Here is a 22,068-nt window from a genome sequence, read left to right on the forward strand (position 1 = left end):
AAGGTGTAAGCGATGTCGTTGAATCTGGGCAGCCTGGGCATGGAAGATGCCTCGTTTGACTTTGGCGGTTCCTACATCATGGCGCTCGACTGCGGCACCACCTCGGTACTTGCGACCATCGTCGACGAGTACGGATGCATCGTCGCGCAGGCACGTCGCAGCGTCAAAACCAGCTTCCCGCGTCCCGGCTGGGTGGAGCAAGACCCCATGGCGGTCCTTGCCAGTCAAATCGCCGTCATGATGGAAGTCCAGTTTAAGAGCGGTATCCACTCCGACCGCATTGCTGCCATCGGCATCTCCAACCAGCGCGAGACCACGGTGGTCTGGGATCGCGTGAGCGGTCAGCCGATCTATAACGCTATCGTATGGCAGTGCCGCCGTACCGCACCTCTGATCGACGAGCTTGTCGAGCAGGGCGCAGAAGGGCTGGTGCGCTCCAGCACGGGACTCACGCTCGACCCGTATTTCTCGGCCTCCAAGGTGCAATGGATTCTCGACAACGTCGACGGCGCACGCGAAAGCGCGGCGGCGGGCGACCTCATGTTTGGCACCATCGATACCTGGCTCATCTACAACCTCACCGGCGGCCAGGTCTTTGCCACCGACTACACCAATGCCAGCCGCACGGCACTCTTTAATATCCATACGCTCGATTGGGACGACGACCTGCTGGCACTCTTTGACGTTCCACGTTCCATGATGCCCGAGGTTCGCTGGAGCTCGGGCGACTACGGCCGCGTCGCGAGCGACATCATGACCAACATGCCGCCCATCATGGGCGTGGCGGGTGACCAACAGGCGTCGCTGTTCGGCCACTGCTGTTTCCGTCCCGGCCAGACCAAAAACACCTATGGCACGGGTTGCTTTATGCTCATGAACACCGGCGACGAGATCGTCGAATCCAAGAATGGCCTGGTCTCCACCATCGGTATCGCTGCGGACGGCAAAGTCAGCTATGCGCTCGAGGGCTCCATCTTCGCTGCCGGCTCCACCATGAACTGGCTTCGCAACAACATGGGCATCATCTCGAGCGTGAGCGAGTCGGCACAACTCGCCGCTTCGATTAGCGACAACGAGGGCTGCTACTTCGTTCCCGCCTTTGCGGGTTTGGGTGCTCCCTGGTGGGACCCGCATGCCCGCGGTATCGTGTGCGGTCTGACCGGCGCCTCGAGCCGTGCGACCATCGTACGTGCCGCCTGCGAATCCATGGCATATCAGAGCTACGACGTGTTGCGCGCCATGGAGCAGGACGTGGGGCTTTCGATTGAGCGCCTGTCTGTCGATGGCGGTGCCTCGCGCAACGAGTTCATCATGCAATTCCAGGCCGACCTGCTGGATATCCCCGTGCTGCAATGCGAGACGGTGGAGACCACGGCAATCGGCGCCGCGTACTTGGCGGGTCTTGCCGTCGGCTATTGGGAAGACCTGGAAGAGCTGGAGCAAAATGCCCAGATCGTTAGGACCTTCCTTCCCCACATGTCCGCCGAGCGCCGCGAACAAAACCTTGCGGGCTGGCGTGATGCAGTCAGGCGCTCGCTCAGTACCGCACGGTAGGGCTGCGATGGGCTGCTCGATACAACAAACCGCTAAACTAATGCATGGCGTGCGGCGGCAACATTGCTGCACGCCTTGTCAGCAAGGCCGTTTTGCGGCCGCAACGAAAGGGGCAATCAATCCATGACCGTCACCTACGATGCGTCCCGTGTGACGCTTGTCGATCACCCGCTCGTCCAGCACAAGCTGTCGATCCTGCGCGACAAAAACACCGGCACCAACCAGTTCCGTCAGCTCGTGCGCGAACTCGCGCTTTTTGACGGCTACGAGGCCATGCGCGACCTGCCTATGGAAGACGTCGAGGTCGAGACCCCCATCACTACCGCCACGTTCAAACAGCTCGCCGGCAAGAAACTCGCCATCGTGCCTATCCTGCGTGCGGGCCTTGGCATGGTCGACGGTATCCTCGACCTGGTGCCCTCTGCTCGCGTGGGCCACATCGGTATGGAGCGCGACGAGGTCACCCACGAGCCGCACGAGTATTACTGCAAGATGCCCAAGGATATCGACCAGCGCATCTGCTTGGTCGTCGACCCCATGCTCGCCACGGGCGGTTCTGCCGAGATGGCTATCAGCTATCTGCGCGAGCGCGGTGTCAAGGACATCCGCATGCTGTGCATCGTCGCGGCCCCCGAGGGCCTCAAGTCGCTGACCGAGAAAGATCTCGATGTGCATATCTATACCTGCGCCATCGACGACCATCTCAACGAGGCTGCCTACATCGTTCCCGGCCTCGGCGACGCCGGCGACCGTATCTACGGCACGCTCTAGTCGCTGGACTAAGACGACCGCGGCTGCAAATACGAAGAAACGGTGCGCGCGGACGAACAGAAGGCGACCGCGCGCACTCCTGTTAACGGACGTTTTGCCCTGCAGGGTTCGAGAAAAACGTATTACCGTACCTGCGGCATAAAGAAGGTCTTAAGAAAACGAACAGGTGCGTATTAACCGATGCTTTTTCGGTTGTACTTTAGTGATTGGCTCGTACAATAGTCACCAATGTTTGGCGGGAACTGTTCTGTGAGGCGTTAAAAAGGGAAAGTGAGGACGCCAGTGTTTCAGATAGCCGATTTGCTCGCTATCGTTGCAGGTGCCATCGCGGGCGCGGTCGCCTTCCTTCCCTTTGTCTTTACGCTCAAGCCGGTTCTTGACGATAAGCAGAATGCGGACATGCTCAAGGGTATGGTGAGTCTGGCGGTCTCGGCAATCGCTCTGCTCGTCTTTACCTTGGTTGTGTTTGTGTTGTTCGGAGAGGCATTTCGCATGTTCCTCCTGGGCGAGGCGATCGGCTTCGTGGCCTTTATGGCCGCCTGCGCGGTTCGTGTCGCCAAGGCGCTGCGAGATCCTCATGAGGTCGAAAGGTAAGTCGTGGAAATTTTTGAAAAGCTGCCTGATGAGATTAATCATCTGGTCAGCGAGTTCAGCTCCACCCCTGTCGTGGGCGATCTGAGCTGCGGCATCACGCAGTACTCGTTTTGGCTGATCGTCTCCACGATCGTGCTCCTGATCGTCCTGGCCGTGTTCAAGAAGAAGCAGACCCTGGTTCCCAAGGGCTTCTTCGTCAACGGTTTCGAGTACATCATCGAGTACGTCGAGAACGATATCGGCAAGGGCGTCGTGGGTGAGAACTGGAAGAAGCACTTCCCGTTCCTGTGCTCGCTTTTCCTGTTCATCCTGATCAATAACATGATCGGCCTGATCCCGGGAATGAAGCCCGGCACCGGCGCAATCGGCTCCACCGCCGCACTCGCCATTTTCGCCTTCGTGTACTTCATCTACTACGGATGCAAGGCTCACGGCGTGATCGGCTACATCAAGAGCCTCGCCCCGCAGGGCGTGAGCTTCCCGATGAACGTGCTCGTGTGGGTCGTCGAGCTTTTCTCGACCTTCCTGCGCCTCATCACGCTCGCCGTCCGTCTGTTCTGCAACATGTTCGCAGGACACGTGGTCATGGGCTCGTTCGCCATCATGGCGAGCATGTTCATGCAGCCGCTGCTTCAGCAGGTTTCCGCGGCGCACGCCGTCGGCGCCCTGCCTTCGCTGGCCTGGCTTGCCATCCTCATCCTGATCTATGCGATCGAGCTTGTGGTCGGCGCTATCCAGGCTTACGTCTTCACGGTCCTTACCGCCGTGTATGTCTCCGAGGCGGAGGAGGTCGCAGAGGAGGAGTAGTCTTCCGTTCGCGCCTTAAAGGTAAGGCAATTCGTTAAACCGCCGGTGCCCGTACCCATGGAGCCCGGCAGTTATAAAAAGGTTATCCTGCGTGAAATAAGACACGCACGACAAAGGAGGAATCGTGGGAGTTATCGGTTACGGTCTCGGTGTTATCGGCGCTGGTCTTGCTATCGGCCTGTCTGCTCTGGGTGCTACGGGTGCTATGGCCCGTCAGCCTGAGGTCCAGGGCCGCGTGTTCACCGTCTTCATCATGGGCTCCGCCTTCGGCGAGGCTCTGGCTCTGATCGGCTTCGTTGTCGCGCTGATCGTTAAATAGCACGGAGCGTCAAGTATGAATCTTTCATCCCAGAAGAGCGCGATCGCACTCTCCGCGTCCGCGGCCGCGCTGCTCATGCCGGTTTCCGCGTTCGCCGAGGACGGCGCTGCCGGTGCGGACATCCTCATCCCTAAGATGGCGGAGTTCATCCCGGCGCTTATCGCCTTCCTGATTATCTGGATCGTGCTGGCCAAGGTCGCCCTGCCGGGCATCATGAAAACCATGGAGGAGCGCGGCAAGAAGATCGAGGAGAGCCTCGACGAGGCCGAGAAGACCAAGCAGGAGGCTATCGCCAAGCGCGCTGAGTCCGACTCGATCGTCACCGACGCCCGTCGTCAGGCTGCCGACATCGTTCTCGAGGCCCGTAAGGACGCCGAGTCCGAGCGCGCCCGTATCATCGAGGCTGCTCACAAGGAGGCCGAGGAGATCATCGCCAAGGCCCATACGACCGTCGAGGACGAGCGCAAGTCCATTTACGCCGGTGCCGCGAGCTCCATCGCCGACCTGTCCGTTGCCGTCGCCACCAAGATCGTGGGCGAGGCACTCGAGGACGAGACCGAGCAGAAGAAGCTCATCGAGCGCTACATCCAGGAAGCAGGTAGCCTGAATGCCGACTAGCCGCTATCAGGACAAGGTGCTCGAGACCTACGCGCGCTCCCTTCTGGAAGCCGCTAAGGCCGAGAACCATGTGTTCGAGGACCTCGAGATGATCGAGCGCTTGGCTTCTGCCAGCCCCGAGATCATCGCCGTGCTCGACACCATGTCCAAGCGCGACCAGCTCGACCTTCTTCCCAAGGTGGCAGCTGCCTTTAAGTATGTTGCCGAGGAAGACGAGGATGTAGTGGGCGTGACCGTCACCACGGCGATCCCGCTCGACGACGAGCTGCGTCAAACCATCACTAAGAAATGCGAGCAGGACTTCGGCCGCAAGGTATTCCTTATCGAGCAGGTCGACCCGTCTATCGTGGGCGGCCTGGTGCTCGAGGCCCGCGGCGAGCGTCGTGATATTTCCGTCAAGACGCAGCTGCGCATCGCGCAGGAGACCCTCGCAAACTCTGCTAATTCGTACGGAGGTGAAGCCTAATGTCCGAAACCCTCAATGCCCAGGATATCGCCAAGAAACTGCAGGAGCAGCTCACGAGCCTCTCCGCGACGGTCGATACGCATGAGGTTTCAACGGTCGACGAGGTAGGCGACGGCATCGCGCGCGTCTCCGGCCTCAAGAGCGCCATGGCAGGCGAGCTTCTGGAGTTCAAGAGCTCCGATACCGGTGAGACCGTCTTCGGCCTTGCCCAGAACCTTGACCGTGACGAGGTCGGCGCCGTTCTGTTCGGTGCCGTCGACTCCATCAAGGAAGGCGACGAGTGCCGCACCACTGGCCGCATTATGGATATCCCCGTGAGCCGCGCCATGCTCGGCCGCGTCGTCAATCCGCTCGGCCAGCCCATCGACGGCCTAGGCGACATCGTCGCTACGCACCGTCGCCCCATCGAGTTCAAGGCCCCCGGCGTCATCGACCGTACCCCGGTGTGCGAGCCGGTTCAGACCGGTCTGCTCGCTATCGACTCCATGGTGCCTATTGGCCGCGGTCAGCGTGAGCTCATCATCGGCGACCGTAAGACCGGTAAGACCGCCATCGCCATCGACGCTATTCTCAACCAGCGCGGCAAGGGCATGGTCTGCATCTATGTCGCCATCGGCCAGAAGGCCTCCACGGTTGCCAACATCCGCGAGACCCTCGCTCAGCACGGTGCGCTCGACTACACCATCATCGTTTCGGCCACCGCTGCCGATTCCGCCCCTATGCAGTACATCGCGCCTATGGCCGGTGCCGCTATCGGCGAGTTCTTCATGTACAACGGCGAGGACGGCAAGCCCGCCAGCGAGACCAACCCCGGCGGCCACGTGCTCGTCATCTACGACGACCTGTCCAAGCAGGCTGTGGCCTACCGTCAGATGTCGCTGACGCTGCATCGTCCGCCCGGACGCGAGGCCTATCCTGGCGACATCTTCTACCTGCACTCTCGTCTGCTCGAGCGTGCCGTCAAGATGTCCAAGAAGAACGGTTACGGCTCCATGACGGCACTGCCGATCATCGAGACCCAGGACGGCGACGTCTCGGCCTACATTCCGACCAACGTCATTTCCATTACCGATGGTCAGATCTACCTGCAGTCCGAGCTCTTCTTCCAGGGTCAGCGCCCGGCAGTCGACGTGGGCATCTCCGTGTCCCGCGTCGGTGGCGATGCGCAGACCAAGGCCATGAAGCAGGTCGCCGGCAACCTCCGTCTGGACCTCGCTTCGTACCAGGAGCTCGCTGGCTTTACGCAGTTCGGCTCCGACCTCGACGAGGCTACTCAGAAGCAGCTGACCCATGGTGCTCGCATGACCGAGCTCCTGAAGCAGCCGCGTTACAAGCCGTTTGAGGTTGGCGAGCAGATCGTTACGCTGTTCGCTGGCAACGAGGGCTTCCTGGATGACCTGGAGATCGCCGACGTGCTGCCCTTCCGTGCCGAGCTCATCGAGTACATGGACAATGGCTTTGGCTCGCTGCTCGACAAGGTTCGCGCCAAGAAGATCGATGATGACACCAAGGCTGAGCTCTTGCGCGTCATCGGCGACTTCAAGCAGCAGTTCATGGCCAAGCACCATTCGGATGTTTCTGGATCAGAGGAGAACTAAGCCCCATGGCCAACCTTCGCGACATTAAGAAGCGAATCTCCTCGGTTACCACGACCAAGCAGATCACGCGCACGATGGAGATGGTCTCTACGGCCAAGATCCGTCGTGCCCTCGATCGCTCCAAGCAGGCCGAGCCCTATAAGGAGGCGCTGACCGACGTCATGTTGACGGTCGCCGGCGACGCCTCCTGTTCGGGCACCGATCCCATGCTGCAGAAGCATGAGAGCGTCAAGCATGGCCTGATTGTCGTTATTGCCTCGGACCGCGGCCTTGCCGGCGGTTTCAATACGACGGTGGAGCGCACGGCCGAAAAGCTCGCCGCTTCTTGGGCGAACGATGGCATCGAGTGCGAGATCATCGCGTGCGGGCGTAAGCCGGCCACGTATTTCCGTGACCGCGCAAACGTTGTCATGCACTTTGAGGGCAACTCCTCTGAGCCCGATTTCAATCAGGCCCGCATGATTTCCTCTCATATCTGCGATGCGTATCGTGCCGGTGAGCTTGACCGTGTCGAGCTTGTCTACCACCACGCCAAGAACCGCGTGGATCAGGAGCTTCGCGTCGAGCATCTGTTGCCGCTCGACCCCGAGATGATCGCTATGGCCCACGGTCCGCGTAAGAACGAGACCGACGCCCCTAAGCGCATCTCGTCCACGTTCGAGTTCGTGCCCTCTCCTGAGCATGTTCTCGGCAAGCTTGTGCCGTCTTATATCCTGACGGTCATCTACCAGGCCCTGATCGATTCGGCGGCTGCCGAGCAGGGTGCACGCCGCAAGGCCATGCACTCCGCGACGGAAAACGCCACCGCGATCATCTCGACCCTTACCCGCACGTATAGTCGCGTGCGCCAGGCTTCGATCACGACCGAGATCAACGAGATCGTCGGCGGAGCCTCAGCATTGGAGGAACAGTAATGGCTAATAACACCGTAAAGCTTGCGGTCGAGGAAGCCACCAAGAAGACGACTGCCGGTGATGGTCGCATCGTGCGAATCATCGGCCCTGTCGTCGACGTCAAGTTTGACGGCGCGGTGCCCCCGATCTACAACGCGCTCACGGTCGAGGCCGAGACCCCGATCGGTCATCTGAGCACGATCCTTGAGGTCGAGAGCCAGCTTCCGGGCGGCGTCGTCCGCACGGTCGCCATGTCCTCGACCGACGGCCTGCAGCGCGGCCTCATCGCCACCGATACCGGTGAGCCCATGAAGATGCCCGTTGGTCCCAAGACGCTCGGTCGCATTTGGAACGTCATGGGCAAGCCCGTCGACGGCAAGCCCATGCCCGAGGTGGAGGAGTTCTACCCCATCCACCATGCAGCGCCCCGCTTTGACGAGCTCACCACCAAGACCGAGATCTTCGAGACCGGCATCAAGGCCGTCGACCTGCTCGAGCCCTACATCCGTGGCGGCAAGACCGGCCTGTTCGGCGGCGCCGGCGTCGGCAAGACCGTTCTGATTCAGGAGCTTATCAACAACCTCGCCCAGGAGCACGGCGGCACCTCGGTGTTCACCGGTGTCGGCGAGCGTACCCGCGAGGGCACCGACCTGTTCCTCGAGATGAGCGAGTCTGGCGTTATCGACAAGACCTGCTTGGTTTATGGTCAGATGAACGAGCCGCCTGGAGCGCGTCTGCGCATCGGTCTGGCCGGCCTTACCACCGCTGAGTACTTCCGCGATCGCGGCCAGGACGTCCTGCTGTTCATCGACAACATCTTCCGCTTCTCCCAAGCGGGTTCCGAGGTTTCCGCACTGCTGGGCCGTATGCCGTCCGCCGTTGGTTACCAGCCCACACTGGCTACCGAGATGGGTGACCTCCAGGAGCGCATTACCTCGACCAAGACGGGATCCATTACCTCCGTCCAGGCTGTCTACGTCCCCGCAGACGACCTGACCGACCCGGCGCCTGCCACGACGTTTACGCACCTCGACGCCACCACGGTTCTTTCGCGTAGCATTTCGTCGCTCGGCCTGTTCCCGGCTATCGACCCGCTCGCATCTTCCTCCGACGCTCTCGATCCCTCGATCGTTGGCGAGGAGCACTACCGTGTCGCCGTCAAGGTCCAGGAGCTCCTGCAGGAGTACTCCGACCTTCAGGACATCATCGCCATTCTGGGTATGGACGAGCTGTCCGAGGAGCAGCGCCTTACGGTCAACCGTGCCCGTAAGATTCAGCAGTTCCTCTCGCAGTCCTTCCACGTCGCCGAGAAGTTCACCGGCAACCCCGGTGTCTACGTCCGCGTCGAGGATACCGTCCGCTCTTTTGCCGAGATTGTCGACGGCAAGGCCGATGACCTGCCCGAGCAGGCTTTCCGCTATGCTTCCACGATTGAGGACGTGCGCGAGCGCGCCCGCAAGATGGGGGAGAAGTAGGTTATGCGTATCCGCATCGTGTGCCCCGTGAGCTGCGCCTATGAGGGCGACGCTGCGTTTGTGTCGATTCCGTCCACGGATGGCGAGTTTGGCGTCCTGCCTGCTCACTCCAGCGAGATCTGCACGATCGACCGCGGTTACGTTCGCGTTTCCGATAAGGCCATGGGCACTGTCGACCACACGTTTGCCGTGGCCGGCGGCTATGCCCAGGTTGCGGACGATGTCGTGACCGTTCTCGCCGAGCGCGCTTGCGATTTGGCGACCGTCGATGCCGACAAGCTTAAAGCTGATATTCAAGGTTTTGAAGAGAAGCTGGGTAATTTGTCGGAGGATGATGCACGCCGCGCCTACCTCTATAATGAAATCGCATGGTGTAAGCTCAAGCTTGCCCAATAGTCAAACGATTTAGCGTTCGACCATTTGCGAACACATCATGCCCGGGATGGCCCAGCCACCCCGGGCATGCTTTTTGAAAGGGTAGACCTTGGATATTATCCGCGTTGAGGGTGGCCACGCCATCGGAGGCTCCGTGCCCGTCTCGGGTGCCAAGAACTCCGCGCTCAAACTCATGGCGGCAACGCTTCTGGCGCCGGGCAAGACGACGCTGCAGAACGTGCCCGATATTTCCGATGTCCACGTGATGGGCAAGGTGCTCAAGGGCATGGGCGCTACGATCGATGTTCTCGACGAGCACACGCTCGAGATTGATACCTCTCAGGTCGATTCATGGGAGGCCCCCTACGAGCTCGTTGCCAAGATGCGCGCTTCCACCGCCGTCATGGGACCCCTGCTGGGCCGCTTCCATCGCGCCAAAATTGCCATGCCGGGCGGCTGCAACCTGGGTGCTCGCAAGATCGATATGCACATTCTTGGTCTTGAGGCCCTGGGCGTCGAGTTTGATACCGCCCACGGCTATATCAACGCCAGCGCGCCTCAGGGCCTGCGCGGCACCACCGTCACGCTCGAGTTCGCCAGTGTCGGTGCGACCGAGAACCTCATTATGGCATCCGTGCGCGCGCAGGGTACCACGGTTATCGACAATGCCGCCCGCGAGCCCGAGATCGTCGATCTCGCCAACATGCTCAACGAGATGGGCGCCAAGATTGTTGGCGCCGGCACTCCCGTCGTGACTATCGAAGGCGTGGAAGAGCTCCATCCTGTTACCCATCGCGTAGTAGGCGACCGCATCGAGGCCGGTACCTTTATCGTTGCCGGTGCGTTGATGGCCGACGATCGCGGTGTCGATGTCACGGGCTTTTGCCCCATTCACTTGGGCATGGTGCTCAAGAAGATGGAGCTCATGGGTATCGACTGCGAGCGCGTCGAGGATGGCGTCCATGTGAACCGTGCCGAGCGTATCAAGCCGGTCGACATCCAGACGCTTCCGTTCCCCGGTTTCCCGACCGACATGCAGGCGCAGATTATGGTGCTCTCCGCCCTTGCCGACGGCAGTTCCGTTATTACCGAAAACATCTTCGAGAATCGCTTTATGTTTGCCTCTGAGCTGGTGCGCATGGGTGCCGACATTCGTATCGAGAGCCATCATGCCATGATTCATGGCGTCAAGGGCTTCTCGGGTGCACAGGTTACCTCGCCCGATCTGCGCGGCGGAGCGGCCCTCGTCGTAGCGGGCTTGATTGCCGACGGGACGACCGAGGTTTCGGCTATCCATCACATCAAGCGCGGCTACGAGCATTTTGTCGAAAAGCTGCAGGCGCTTGGCGCGCATGTCGAGCATGCTACCGTCCCCGATCCCGTCATCTACTAATACAGGTTGCCTATGTTTAATAAAAAGCCCCTCGCGGATACCACCACTCGAAGACCCTCAACTGGTGCGCAGGCCAAGATCTACAGTCGCGATAACGTGGCTCGTTATTCCGAGCGAGCTCGCCAACGTCGTCGTAGCCACACGATTCGTCACGTCGCGCTCATTGTCGTGCTTGGCGTGCTGCTGAGTGCCACTACCGCTGCCGGCCTGTGGTTTGCCACCATTATGGGCAAGCTCGGCGATTCTAATGTCATTACCGACAATCTGCGTCGGGTTCTGGTTGACACCGATGAGGCAAAGGATCCGTTCTACGTGCTGCTTCTTGGCACCGACGGCCGTCCGGGCGAGGATACGTATCGTGCCGACTCGATTATCCTGGCACGCATCGACCCCACGCAAAAGCAGGCGACGCTCATTTCCGTTCCGCGCGACACCAAGGTCGAGTACAAGGGCGAGACCATGAAGATCAACGCCTGCCATACCGTTGGCGGCGCCGAGGCCATGGTCGAGGCGGTCAACGAGCTGTGCGGTGTTCAGATTTCCCACTATGCCGAGGTCAGCTTCGACGGTATGCAGGCGCTGATTGATTCGGTTGGCGGTATCGACATTAACGCAACCGATGATGTTGACGACCCCGAGCACCTGGATATTAAGATTACCGCTGGCCAGCAGCATATGGACGGTGCCACCGCCCTTACCTATGCCCGCTGCCGCTACACCTATGCCGACGGCGATTACACGCGCATGCGCCACCAGCGTCAGGTGCTTGGCGCCCTTGCCAACCAGATTCTCAATAACTTCGATGCCACGAAGATCTTTGGCCTGGTTAATTCGCTGTCCGATATGCTCGTAACCGATATGAGCGTTCAGGATATCGTGGCTACGGTCAATGCCATGCGCGGTATGGATGTCGACGGTATCTACTCGGCCAACCTGCCCTCGTACGCCGACGACAGCACCATGATCGACGGTGTGAGCTACGTCTTTGTCTACGAGGACGAGCTCAAGGAAATGATGGAGCGCGTCGATGCCGGCAAGGATCCCAAGGGTCCCAACACCATGGGTCTTTCCGACGGTTCCAGCTCTACGATCGGTGACCTCAGCAACAACACGTCTGACGACTACGCAAACGGTACCGCAACCTCATCGGTCAGCTCTGACGATTCTGATGACTCAAGCGATTCGAGCGATTCGGACTACTACGAAGAGCCCACCGGTGACGGCAACGGCTACGAAGCCAATTATTAGGGTTACGCGGGCTTACCAGCCCGCGTAACCAGTTGACGCTGCAAACCCGCCAGAGCGGCAATCTGCCTTTCAACTTCGGCGGCATGATCAAAAGATCAATGCCGCCTCGTTTCAAGGCACCTTGCTCGCTCTGGCGGGTTTTCGCTGTCGTTGCCAAAACATCGGCGTTGCCTTGGTCCGGACTAGTCGTTGGGTAGTCATTGGGGACGTTCTTAAACGACTAGTCAAACAAGAACGTCCCCAATGACTACCCACAAAGCGAGAGTGGATCTCGTCATTTTGCGGCACTTGGGGACGTTCCTTTTCTGCCGGCAGTTAGGGACACTCCCTGTACAAAAACCGCCCCGTCCTCTGTAGAGGACGGGGCGGTTTGTCTTTTAGGCTTGAGCGGCCAGGCTTATGCAAAGCGGGCGACGAGCTCCTGGAGCACGTCGGTCATCTTGACGAGCGAACTGACCGGGACGAACTCGTTGACGCCGTGGTAGCAATAGCCGCCGGTGGAAAGGTTGGGGCAGGGCAGACCGCGGAACGACAGCTGCGCGCCGTCGGTGCCGCCGCGAATCGGCAGCACTTGGGGCTCAACGCCGCAGGCAAGGTAGGCTTCCTTGGCAACATCAATAAGCTCGGGAAAGTCACAAACGATCTCGGCCATATTTCGATACTGCTGCTTAATCTCGACCGTCACGCGCTCCTCACCCAGACGCTGGCTGAGCATCGAGGCGGCGGCATCAATAAGGTCGAGTTTCTGCTGGAACTTGGCGGCGTCATGGTCGCGGACGATATAGCGCGCTGTGGCGTGATCGACGGTCGCAGATACACCCTCAAGGTGATAAAAGCCCTCGTAGCCTTCCGTATACTCCGGGCGCTGCACGTAGGGGAGCAACGCGTTGAAGTCGCAGAACAGATTGCCTGCGTTGACCATACGGCCCTTGGCGTCGCCCGGGTGGATGGACTGGCCCTCAAAGCGGACGGTCGCCTCGGCGGCGTTAAAGCACTCCCACTCCAGCTCGCCGATGGGGCCGCCGTCGACCGTGTAGGCGTACTTGCAGCCAAAGGTATCGATATCCAACAGCTCGGCTCCGTGACCGATCTCCTCGTCAGGGCAGAAGCAAATGCCGAGTGCGGGATGGGGCAGAGAAGGGTCCTGAGCGATACGCGCGACAAGCGACATGATCTCGGCGACGCCTGCCTTGTCGTCCGCGCCCAGCAGCGTGGTGCCATCGCTGCAGACCAGGTCCTCACCCGCGAGGTCGTTCAGGGCGGGAAGCTTGGCAGTACTCATGGCAACGGGCTTACCGTCAACCGTGCCGCAGACCAGGTCGCCGCCTTCGTAGTGTACGATGTGTGGCTTCACGCCGGCGCCCGGTGCAACTTCGGTGGTGTCGAGATGGGCGATCAGGCCCAGGGCGGGCTTGTCCTCAGCGCCCGCACTTGCGGGGATATGCGCGCAGACATAGGCGTGCTCGGTCACGTGGGCATCTTCCGCACCAAGCTCGCGCAGCTCTTCAGCCAGCACGTTGGCAAGGTCAAACTGAACGGCGCTCGAGGGTACCTGGTCGCAGTTTGCATCCTCGGACTGCGTGTTGATCTGGACGTAGCGCAAAAAGCGTTCGAGGACATCGGGGCTCGTGGTGGTGTTTTCCATAAAGACCGCTCCAATCTTGGTCGTCGTGTGCAACAAGAACTCTAGCACGGTATGCCACGGCATACCATGACGCTTGGATGGGGTAGAATCAGCCATTGAATGCAGAAGGGACGGAAGATCATGGATACGACAAATAGCTCGCGCGAACTACATCTGACGGTGGCGAACGAAGACTACTTGGAGTGCATGGTTCGCATTGAAAGCGAAGAGGGGGAAACCAACGGCGTGCGATCGGTCGACATCGCGCAGCGCCTTGGCGTCTCCAAGGCATCGGTCAATAAAGCGGTTTCGGCGCTCAAGGCATCCGAGCTTGTCGAGCAATCGCACTATGGCAAGGTAATCCTGACCGATCGCGGCCGCGAGGTTGGCACGGCTATCTGGTACCGTCATCGCCTCATCCGCACGTTTTTGGTTCAGGAGCTCGGTGTCGAATTTGAGCGAGCCGATTCCGAGGCCTGCATGATGGAGCATGCGCTATCCGAGGACACGATGAGCCGCTGGCTCGCCTATCTCGAAAAGCAGGGAATCAGCGTCGAGGAATAGCGGGATATATATGGATACGAGTTATTACAACCGCTTTGGTGCCGAGGAACTTACGCGCCGCTTGTCGAGCGAGACCTTGTTGGCGCAGGGCCCCATGGGCAGTGTTCTGTTGAGTGAGTACGACGCCGCCGATATTCCACCGGCGTTTTGGAATCTGGCGGAGCCGCAGACCGTTTCTCGTATCCATCGCTTGTATGTCGCCGCCGGTGCGCAGGTGCTCATTACCAATACCTTTCAGGCATCAAGCTATGCCCTCAAGCACGACCAGATTGCGCCGTCCGTGGCGGAGGTCAATCGCGGGGCCGTCGACGATGCCCGCCAGGCGCACCCTCAGCTGCTGCTGGGCTCGATGGGTCCGATCGGTATTGAGTGGTTTGCCGAGGACTCTGCCGAGTTTCGTGAGATCCGAGGCATTGCGCGCGAACAGGCGCACGCCTTGCTCAATGCTGGTGTTGATGGTCTGCTGATCGAGACGGTGACGTCTATCCGTAATTTGCAGCCCATGCTTGCCGGCGCTCGAGATGCCGCTGACGGCATGCCTGTCCTGGTGAGTTTTGTCGTTGATGACAAAGGCGACCTGTTGGGCGATGGCCTCAACATCGAGGCAGCCGTTTTGTACGCCGAAAAACACGGCGCAAACTCGGTTGGTGTTAATTGCTGTTCGCTTGCGGCCGCGAACGCGGCGGTGCCTAGGATGGTTGCATCGGCGACTACTCCCGTCACGGTGCGTCCCAACGTGGGCGATCCGGTCCAGACTCAGGATGGCCCCGTATGGCACGAGAACCCCGAAGCTTTCGCGCGCGCATGCATTGAATGGAGACATGCCGGTGCCGCAATGGTGGGCAGTTGCTGTGGAACCACGGCAATCACTACGGCAGCGATGGCCGAGGCGCTCGATATATAAAGGGCAAAACCGCTCCATACGGGGCGGTTTTTTTATTGCCTGCATGTCCTCGGCAGCATTTGCCCAAATGGTGAATGCTGGTGCCGGCAGGTTGCCGAGTGTGTATCGCGGGTATACCTCATGCGTACCATGATCCAAACACTGTGAGGTGTCTGCGCGTGTGCGCGATAATTCATTTTGGAACTGACGGTTGGCGCGCTCGCGTCGATGAGGACTTCACTGCCGATAACGTTGCCCGTATCGCCGATGCCGTCGGCGAGTTGTGGCAAAAGACCAATCCGGGCAAAACGGTATATATAGGGTTCGACACTCGGCCCCTGGCGCGCGAGTTCGCTGAGCTTGCGGCGGGTGTGCTAGCAGCGCACGGGCTAGACGCCGTGCTCGCTTCGCGACCTGTTCCGACCCCTGCTCTTACGTGGGCGGCGGCTTATGACGGTGAGGCGTGCGGCGCGCTCATGGTGACGGGGTCCCATCATCCGCAGGGTTATCTGTGTCTCAAGATTCGCATGGGTGACGGCTCGACCGCCAACCAGGATGTCATCGAAGAGCTCGAAGAGACCATGGCTCCCGAGCCAATGGGGATCGAGGGGCAATATCGCACCGCGGATATCATTCCTGACTATATGCAAGCGGTGGCATCGTTTGTCGATGCCGAAGCCATCCGCGCCGCGCACCTGCGCGTGGTTGTTGACCCCATGGGCGGCGCAGCCCAGGGCTATCTAGCCGACTTGCTGCGCGAGCTTGGCGTTGAGGTGCACGAGATTCACGCCGGGCAGGCGCCTGACCAAGAAGATATCTGCCCCGACCCCGTTGAGCCGTGGGTGGACGCTTGCGAGCATACGGTTATCGAGGACGGAGCTTGCGCTGGCCTGGTGACCGACGGCGACGCCGACCGTATCGGCGCGGTTGACGAGCGCGGCAGATATATACATCCGCATCAGATCATGGCGCTCGTTTTGGGCGACTTGGTTCAATTTCGTAATTTGGAGGGGCGCGTCGTCGTCAATCTTTCGTGCTCGACGCTCGTGCGTCGCATTGCCGAGGCGCTTGGCTGCCGCGTGACCGTCAAACCAGTCGGTTTCAAATATATAGCGGCAGAGATGAAGAAGGGTGGCGTCCTCATAGGCGGCGAAGAAGCCGGTGGTATCGGCATCGCCGCGCATATGCCCGAGCGCGATGGAATCCTCGCCTGTCTGATTCTGTGTGAGCTTATGGCAAAGACGGACGCGCCTTTGGGCGTTCTGGTCGACCAACTCGAGGACAGTTTTGGTAAGACGAGTTACGGTCGACGCGATTTGCGCCTTGAGGCCGAAGATGCCGAAACGTTACGAACCCTGCTGCCGGGCGTAAACCCCAAGTCGATTTGTGGCAAGGTGCCGCAAAACGTTAGTCATATGGATGGCTTGCGTTTAGCATTCGAGGATGACACGTGGCTGCTGGTCCGTCCTAGCGGGACCGAACCAGTGGTGCGCGTCTACGCCGAGGGGTTCTCGGTGGAAGAACGTGATGAGTTGCTCGATGCTGGCTGTGCTTTAGCTAGGGGAACGTATCCGCTTTAACCATGAGACTGCCTTATATAAAGAGATGCTCGGTGAGCGGTAGTTAACGGCTGGCAAACGTTAGTCGGATCCCAAATTGTGTAGGAAATGTGTACGCCCAGATTCCCGCCCCCGGGGGCCCTCCGGTCTGGCAATATATCTCCTTGCCGCGCGGCCCGGTCGGACCGGATCAGCCGCAGAGCGTGCACCTTGAGAACCGGATACTGCGAGGATGGACACACCAGATGTGTCGCATCCGGGCAGACATCGAACCATTTGAAATGGTCTAACTTGGATTTGTTTTTCGCAAGGCCGCCGAGAGGCGGCCCCGAGAAATTCCTTTTCCTATACTAAAACCATATGAATCGAACGGAACCGATCAGCGATGGACTGAGAGGACCGGACGGGCTCGAAGCCCATATATTTTGGACGGAGAGTTCGATCCTGGCTCAGGATGAACGCTGGCGGCGCGCCTAACACATGCAAGTCGAACGGCACCCCTCTCCGGAGGGAAGCGAGTGGCGAACGGCTGAGTAACACGTGGAGAACCTGCCCCCTCCCCCGGGATAGCCGCCCGAAAGGACGGGTAATACCGGATACCCCGGGGTGCCGCATGGCACCCCGGCTAAAGCCCCGACGGGAGGGGATGGCTCCGCGGCCCATCAGGTAGACGGCGGGGTGACGGCCCACCGTGCCGACAACGGGTAGCCGGGTTGAGAGACCGACCGGCCAGATTGGGACTGAGACACGGCCCAGACTCCTACGGGAGGCAGCAGTGGGGAATCTTGCGCAATGGGGGGAACCCTGACGCAGCGACGCCGCGTGCGGGACGGAGGCCTTCGGGTCGTAAACCGCTTTCAGCAGGGAAGAGTCAAGACTGTACCTGCAGAAGAAGCCCCGGCTAACTACGTGCCAGCAGCCGCGGTAATACGTAGGGGGCGAGCGTTATCCGGATTCATTGGGCGTAAAGCGCGCGTAGGCGGCCCGGCAGGCCGGGGGTCGAAGCGGGGGGCTCAACCCCCCGAAGCCCCCGGAACCTCCGCGGCTTGGGTCCGGTAGGGGAGGGTGGAACACCCGGTGTAGCGGTGGAATGCGCAGATATCGGGTGGAACACCGGTGGCGAAGGCGGCCCTCTGGGCCGAGACCGACGCTGAGGCGCGAAAGCTGGGGGAGCGAACAGGATTAGATACCCTGGTAGTCCCAGCCGTAAACGATGGACGCTAGGTGTGGGGGGACGATCCCCCCGTGCCGCAGCCAACGCATTAAGCGTCCCGCCTGGGGAGTACGGCCGCAAGGCTAAAACTCAAAGGAATTGACGGGGGCCCGCACAAGCAGCGGAGCATGTGGCTTAATTCGAAGCAACGCGAAGAACCTTACCAGGGCTTGACATATGGGTGAAGCGGGGGAGACCCCGTGGCCGAGAGGAGCCCATACAGGTGGTGCATGGCTGTCGTCAGCTCGTGTCGTGAGATGTTGGGTTAAGTCCCGCAACGAGCGCAACCCCCGCCGCGTGTTGCCATCGGGTGATGCCGGGAACCCACGCGGGACCGCCGCCGTCAAGGCGGAGGAGGGCGGGGACGACGTCAAGTCATCATGCCCCTTATGCCCTGGGCTGCACACGTGCTACAATGGCCGGTACAGAGGGATGCCACCCCGCGAGGGGGAGCGGATCCCGGAAAGCCGGCCCCAGTTCGGATTGGGGGCTGCAACCCGCCCCCATGAAGTCGGAGTTGCTAGTAATCGCGGATCAGCATGCCGCGGTGAATGCGTTCCCGGGCCTTGTACACACCGCCCGTCACACCACCCGAGTCGTCTGCACCCGAAGTCGCCGGCCCAACCGCAAGGGGGGAGGCGCCGAAGGTGTGGAGGGTGAGGGGGGTGAAGTCGTAACAAGGTAGCCGTACCGGAAGGTGCGGCTGGATCACCTCCTTTCTAGGGAGATAAATCTTCTAGAGAGATCAACTTAACTCGAATAGAGGGCAGGAGCCCGTCCGGTGGATGTCGCCCGGGGGAAGTCCCCGCAGCACCCGGTCCCCGGGGTCGCACCCGCGTACCTTGAGAGCCGCATAGCGATAGGAGAGAGATGGAAGATCATTCTTCCAGACTCGATTCTTTTCTGCGATTTATCAGACAGAATGATAGCAATCATTCATCCGATCCAAACAAGAAGAATTCACTTATATATGAGTGAGGAGCATCTGATCGCGAGCACAGTGAAGACACTGTGCCGCGGTATGAGATACCCGAATTGCGACATACGAGCGCTATTCATGATATCGATTAATTTTTATTAGCGACACGTGGATATCCCGCGGGCCCGAGAGCGGTCCCGCAAGATACCACGGGCGCACGGCGGATGCCTTGGCACAGGGAGCCGATGAAGGACGCGGCAAGCTGCGATAATCCCCGGCGAGGAGCACACATCCTTCGACCCGGGGGTCTCCGAATGGGCGAACCCATCCACGGAAGCGTGGATATCCCCCCGCTGAACGCATAGGCGGGGGGAGGACAACCCGGGGAACTGAAACATCTAAGTACCCGGAGGAGAGGAAATCAATCTCGAGACTCCCCGAGTAGCGGCGAGCGAAAGGGGACCGATGGCCAAACCGTCGAGCGGGCATACCCGGCAGGGGTTCCGCCGACGGGGTTGCAGGGCCGCGCATCCGGGGGCTGCCGCCCCCGGGCGCAGGTCCGGCTGGGGAGCGGAACGGCATGGGAGGGCCGGCCGCAGCGGGTGACAGCCCCGTACGCGAACCCAGACCGGACGGCGCGACGCGGTCCCTGAGTAGGGCCGGGCACGTGAAACCCGGTCCGAACCTGGGTGGACCACCATCCAAGCCTGAGTACTACCCTGTGACCGATAGCGCACCAGTACCGTGAGGGAAAGGTGAAAAGCACCCCGGGAGGGGAGTGAAACAGTACCTGAAACCGTGCGCCCACGAGCAGTCGGAGCACCCTTCGGGGTGTGACGGCGTGCCTTTTGTAGAATGAGCCAGCGAGTCGCTGGCGCGGGGCGAGGTTAACCGAAAGGGAGCCGGAGCGAAAGCGAGCCTTAACAGGGCGACTTGAGTCCCGCGCCGCGGACGCGAAGCCGGGTGAGCTATCCGTGGGCAGGCTGAAGCGGGGGTAAGACCCCGTGGAGGGCCGAACGCACGTCGGTTGAAAACGGCGGCGATGACCTGCGGATAGGGGTGAAAGGCCAATCAAACCCGGAGATATCTCGTTCTCCCCGAAATAGCTTTAGGGCTAGCGTCGCGCGTTCACCGCCGGAGGTAGAGCACCGGATGGACGAGGGGGCTTCGCCGCCTACCGAATCCAACCGAACTCCGAATGCCGGCGGCCCAGAGCGCGGCAGTCAGAGCATGTGGGCTAAGCTGTGTGCTCGAGAGGGAAACAGCCCGGACCGCCCGCTAAGGTCCCCAAGTTCCAGCCGAGTGGCAAAGGATGTGCGTCCGCCCAGACAACCAGGATGTTGGCTTAGAAGCAGCCATGCATTCAAAGAGTGCGTAACAGCTCACTGGTCGAGTGGACATGCGCCGACAATACACGGGGCTAAGCTGGACACCGAAGCGGCGGGATTTTATCTATATAGAATCGGTAGGGGAGCTTCCCATGGGCGGTGAAGCCGCCGGGCGACCGGCGGTGGAGCGCATGGGAGTGAGAATGCTGGCATGAGTAGCGAGAGACGAGAGAGTAACTCGTCCGCCGTGAACCCGAGGTTTCCTGGGCAAGGCTAATCCTCCCAGGGTCAGTCGGGGGCTAAGGCGAGGCCGGGAGGCGTAGCCGACGCGCAGCAGGCAGACATTCCTGCACCGCGCACGCGGCGCTACGACCGACGGGGCGACGGATGGGGGTGGCTCGGCGGGGTTCTGGACGTCCCCGTGATGGAGCGCGGCCCGCGGACCAGGGAAATCCGGTCCGCACGAGGGCGAGGCTCCGGACGAAGCATCTGAGCGAAGCGAGTGAGCCCGAGGTCCCTAGAAAAACCCCTAGGCAGGCGCGTGCGCGCCCGTACCGCAAACCGACACAGGTGGGTGGGTAGAACATACCGAGGCGATCGGGTCAACCATGGTCAAGGAACTCGGCACAATGGCCCCGTAACTTCGGGAGAAGGGGTGCCCGCGCGTACGTGAACGGACTTGCTCCGGGAGCGGAGGCGGGCCGCAGTGGAGAGGCCCAAGCGACTGTTTACCAAAAACACAGGACTCTGCAGAAGCCGCAAGGCGACGTATAGGGTCTGACGCCTGCCCGGTGCCGGAAGGTCACGCGGAGGAGTTAGCCGCAAGGCGAAGCCCCGAAGCCAAGCCCCGGTAAACGGCGGCCGTAACTATAACGGTCCTAAGGTAGCGAAATTCCTTGTCGGGTAAGTTCCGACCTGCACGAAAGGCGCAACGACTTGGGCGCTGTCTCGACCATGGACCCGGTGAAATTGCACTGGTCGTGAAGATGCGACTTACCCGCGGAAGGACGGAAAGACCCCGTGAACCTTCACTGCAGCTTGGCATTGGCCGCTGGTCCCGCGTGTAGAGGATAGGCAGGAGGCACAGATCCGGAGGCGCCAGCCCCCGGGGAGCCGCCCTTGGAATACTGCCCTCGCGCGACCGGCGTCCTAACCCGAGGCCGTCAACCGGCTCGGGGACCGTGCCAGGCGGGCAGTTTGACTGGGGCGGTCGCCTCCTAAAGGGTAACGGAGGCGCGCGAAGGTCCGCTCGGGACGGTCGGCAACCGTCCTTTTGAATGCAAGAGTACAAGCGGGCTTGACTGCGAGGCCCACAAGCCGAGCAGGTGCGAAAGCAGGCTCTAGTGATCCGGCGGCCCCGAGTGGGTGGGCCGTCGCTCAACGGATAAAAGGTACTCCGGGGATAACAGGCTGATCTTGCCCAAGAGTCCACATCGACGGCAAGGTTTGGCACCTCGATGTCGGCTCATCGCATCCTGGGGCTGGAGCAGGTCCCAAGGGTACGGCTGTTCGCCGTTTAAAGCGGTACGCGAGCTGGGTTCAGAACGTCGTGAGACAGTTCGGTCCCTATCCTCCGTGGGCGCAGGAGAATCGATGGAGGCTGCCCCCAGTACGAGAGGACCGGGGTGGACGCACCTCCGGTGAACCGGTTGTCGACCAACGGCACGGCCGGGTAGCCGCGTGCGGCGCGGATAACCGCTGAAGGCATCTAAGCGGGAAGCCGTTCCAGGGATTAGTTCTCCTTCCGGTAAGGGCCCAGGTAGACTACCTGGTCGATAGACGGCAGGTGCAAGGGCGGCGACGTCCTCAGCCGAGCCGCACTAATCGCCCGAGCTCTTCCGGAACCGCACCTCGCGGCCCGCGGGAC

17 protein-coding genes and 2 rRNA genes are annotated in these 22,068 nt (G+C 60.7%); 18 read left to right on the forward strand and 1 reads right to left on the reverse strand.

From position 1 onward, the window contains the following. The first annotated feature begins 12 nt into the window (after positions 1-12). The 13 genes from glpK (at position 13) to DWW51_RS06300 (ending at position 12,111) form a co-directional block, all read left to right on the forward strand. Complete coding sequence (glpK, locus tag DWW51_RS06240; protein WP_117773891.1) at positions 13-1,554, forward strand: glycerol kinase GlpK; 1,542 nt, start codon at positions 13-15, stop codon at positions 1,552-1,554. Between the two features lie 123 nt (positions 1,555-1,677). Then, positions 1,678-2,325: a uracil phosphoribosyltransferase gene (gene upp, locus DWW51_RS06245; protein WP_117773892.1), complete on the forward strand. Its 648-nt coding sequence runs from the start codon at positions 1,678-1,680 to the stop codon at positions 2,323-2,325. Between the two features lie 282 nt (positions 2,326-2,607). After that, a complete protein-coding gene (locus tag DWW51_RS06250; protein ID WP_117773893.1) occupies positions 2,608-2,919 on the forward strand; it encodes a hypothetical protein in 312 nt (103 codons plus the stop codon). Positions 2,920-2,922: 3 nt separating this feature from the next. Next, positions 2,923-3,726: a F0F1 ATP synthase subunit A gene (gene atpB / locus DWW51_RS06255; RefSeq protein ID WP_022094263.1), complete on the forward strand. Its 804-nt coding sequence runs from the start codon at positions 2,923-2,925 to the stop codon at positions 3,724-3,726. A gap of 124 nt (positions 3,727-3,850) precedes the next feature. Next, positions 3,851-4,045, forward strand: coding sequence for an ATP synthase subunit C (locus DWW51_RS06260; RefSeq protein ID WP_022094262.1), 195 nt, complete (start codon positions 3,851-3,853; stop codon positions 4,043-4,045). A gap of 15 nt (positions 4,046-4,060) precedes the next feature. Beyond that, entirely contained in the window at positions 4,061-4,663 is a 603-nt protein-coding gene (atpF, locus tag DWW51_RS06265) for a F0F1 ATP synthase subunit B (protein ID WP_117716380.1), read from the forward strand. After that, positions 4,653-5,129 (forward strand): FoF1 ATP synthase subunit delta, encoded by a 477-nt coding sequence (locus DWW51_RS06270; protein WP_006235713.1) that lies wholly within the window; start codon positions 4,653-4,655, stop codon positions 5,127-5,129. Before atpF ends, DWW51_RS06270 begins: the two co-directional genes overlap by 11 nt. Then, positions 5,129-6,727, forward strand: a complete 1,599-nt coding sequence (gene atpA / locus DWW51_RS06275) for a F0F1 ATP synthase subunit alpha (RefSeq protein ID WP_035138794.1) — start codon at positions 5,129-5,131, stop codon at positions 6,725-6,727. The genes DWW51_RS06270 and atpA overlap by 1 nt, the downstream gene beginning before the upstream one ends. 5 nt (positions 6,728-6,732) lie before the next feature. Beyond that, entirely contained in the window at positions 6,733-7,641 is a 909-nt protein-coding gene (gene atpG, locus DWW51_RS06280) for an ATP synthase F1 subunit gamma (protein WP_006235716.1), read from the forward strand. Then, the gene (gene atpD, locus DWW51_RS06285) at positions 7,641-9,095 is read left to right on the forward strand and encodes a F0F1 ATP synthase subunit beta (RefSeq protein ID WP_006235717.1); all 1,455 of its coding nucleotides are present in this window, start codon (positions 7,641-7,643) and stop codon (positions 9,093-9,095) included. The genes atpG and atpD overlap by 1 nt, the downstream gene beginning before the upstream one ends. A gap of 3 nt (positions 9,096-9,098) precedes the next feature. After that, the gene (gene atpC / locus DWW51_RS06290; RefSeq protein WP_006235718.1) at positions 9,099-9,491 is read left to right on the forward strand and encodes an ATP synthase F1 subunit epsilon; all 393 of its coding nucleotides are present in this window, start codon (positions 9,099-9,101) and stop codon (positions 9,489-9,491) included. A gap of 88 nt (positions 9,492-9,579) precedes the next feature. Next, the gene (gene murA / locus DWW51_RS06295) at positions 9,580-10,863 is read left to right on the forward strand and encodes a UDP-N-acetylglucosamine 1-carboxyvinyltransferase (protein WP_117773894.1); all 1,284 of its coding nucleotides are present in this window, start codon (positions 9,580-9,582) and stop codon (positions 10,861-10,863) included. A 12-nt stretch (positions 10,864-10,875) separates the two neighbouring features. Next, positions 10,876-12,111 (forward strand): LCP family protein, encoded by a 1,236-nt coding sequence (locus DWW51_RS06300; RefSeq protein ID WP_117736598.1) that lies wholly within the window; start codon positions 10,876-10,878, stop codon positions 12,109-12,111. A 397-nt stretch (positions 12,112-12,508) separates the two neighbouring features. Here the strand turns inward: DWW51_RS06300 and pepT are convergent, their stop codons facing one another. Beyond that, on the reverse strand, positions 12,509-13,756 hold the full coding sequence (gene pepT / locus DWW51_RS06305) for a peptidase T (protein ID WP_117773895.1): 1,248 nt from the start codon (positions 13,754-13,756) through the stop codon (positions 12,509-12,511). 120 nt (positions 13,757-13,876) lie between these two features. Between pepT and DWW51_RS06310 the strand changes: the two genes are divergently transcribed. The 5 genes from DWW51_RS06310 (at position 13,877) to DWW51_RS06335 (ending at position 22,045) form a co-directional block, all read left to right on the forward strand. Then, entirely contained in the window at positions 13,877-14,299 is a 423-nt protein-coding gene (locus DWW51_RS06310; RefSeq protein WP_040359600.1) for a metal-dependent transcriptional regulator, read from the forward strand. Between the two features lie 10 nt (positions 14,300-14,309). Beyond that, the gene (locus DWW51_RS06315; RefSeq protein ID WP_055252635.1) at positions 14,310-15,203 is read left to right on the forward strand and encodes a homocysteine S-methyltransferase family protein; all 894 of its coding nucleotides are present in this window, start codon (positions 14,310-14,312) and stop codon (positions 15,201-15,203) included. Between the two features lie 158 nt (positions 15,204-15,361). Beyond that, a complete protein-coding gene (locus DWW51_RS06320; RefSeq protein ID WP_117630036.1) occupies positions 15,362-16,762 on the forward strand; it encodes a phosphoglucomutase/phosphomannomutase family protein in 1,401 nt (466 codons plus the stop codon). A gap of 405 nt (positions 16,763-17,167) precedes the next feature. Next, positions 17,168-18,673: ribosomal RNA gene (locus tag DWW51_RS06325) — 16S ribosomal RNA — on the forward strand. Between the two features lie 397 nt (positions 18,674-19,070). After that, a 23S ribosomal RNA gene (locus tag DWW51_RS06335) occupies positions 19,071-22,045 on the forward strand. Together the 16S and 23S rRNA genes form the textbook arrangement of a ribosomal RNA operon. Positions 22,046-22,068: the final 23 nt, after the last annotated feature.

The sequence above is a fragment of the Collinsella sp. AF15-51 genome (assembly GCF_003462845.1).
In the GTDB taxonomy this organism is placed as follows: domain Bacteria; phylum Actinomycetota; class Coriobacteriia; order Coriobacteriales; family Coriobacteriaceae; genus Collinsella.

What these genes read in the sequence shown, in the direction of transcription:
- atpF (WP_117716380.1), top strand. Translation starts at nt 4,061, where the DNA reads ATGAATCTTTCATCCCAGAAGAGCGCGATCGCACTCTCCGCGTCCGCG.
- atpG (WP_006235716.1), top strand. Translation starts at nt 6,733, where the DNA reads ATGGCCAACCTTCGCGACATTAAGAAGCGAATCTCCTCGGTTACCACG.
- upp (WP_117773892.1), top strand. Translation starts at nt 1,678, where the DNA reads ATGACCGTCACCTACGATGCGTCCCGTGTGACGCTTGTCGATCACCCG.
- atpA (WP_035138794.1), top strand. Translation starts at nt 5,129, where the DNA reads ATGTCCGAAACCCTCAATGCCCAGGATATCGCCAAGAAACTGCAGGAG.
- DWW51_RS06270 (WP_006235713.1), top strand. Translation starts at nt 4,653, where the DNA reads ATGCCGACTAGCCGCTATCAGGACAAGGTGCTCGAGACCTACGCGCGC.
- glpK (WP_117773891.1), top strand. Translation starts at nt 13, where the DNA reads ATGTCGTTGAATCTGGGCAGCCTGGGCATGGAAGATGCCTCGTTTGAC.
- atpD (WP_006235717.1), top strand. Translation starts at nt 7,641, where the DNA reads ATGGCTAATAACACCGTAAAGCTTGCGGTCGAGGAAGCCACCAAGAAG.
- DWW51_RS06310 (WP_040359600.1), top strand. Translation starts at nt 13,877, where the DNA reads ATGGATACGACAAATAGCTCGCGCGAACTACATCTGACGGTGGCGAAC.
- pepT (WP_117773895.1), bottom strand. Translation starts at nt 13,756, where the DNA reads ATGGAAAACACCACCACGAGCCCCGATGTCCTCGAACGCTTTTTGCGC.
- atpC (WP_006235718.1), top strand. Translation starts at nt 9,099, where the DNA reads ATGCGTATCCGCATCGTGTGCCCCGTGAGCTGCGCCTATGAGGGCGAC.
- DWW51_RS06315 (WP_055252635.1), top strand. Translation starts at nt 14,310, where the DNA reads ATGGATACGAGTTATTACAACCGCTTTGGTGCCGAGGAACTTACGCGC.
- DWW51_RS06300 (WP_117736598.1), top strand. Translation starts at nt 10,876, where the DNA reads ATGTTTAATAAAAAGCCCCTCGCGGATACCACCACTCGAAGACCCTCA.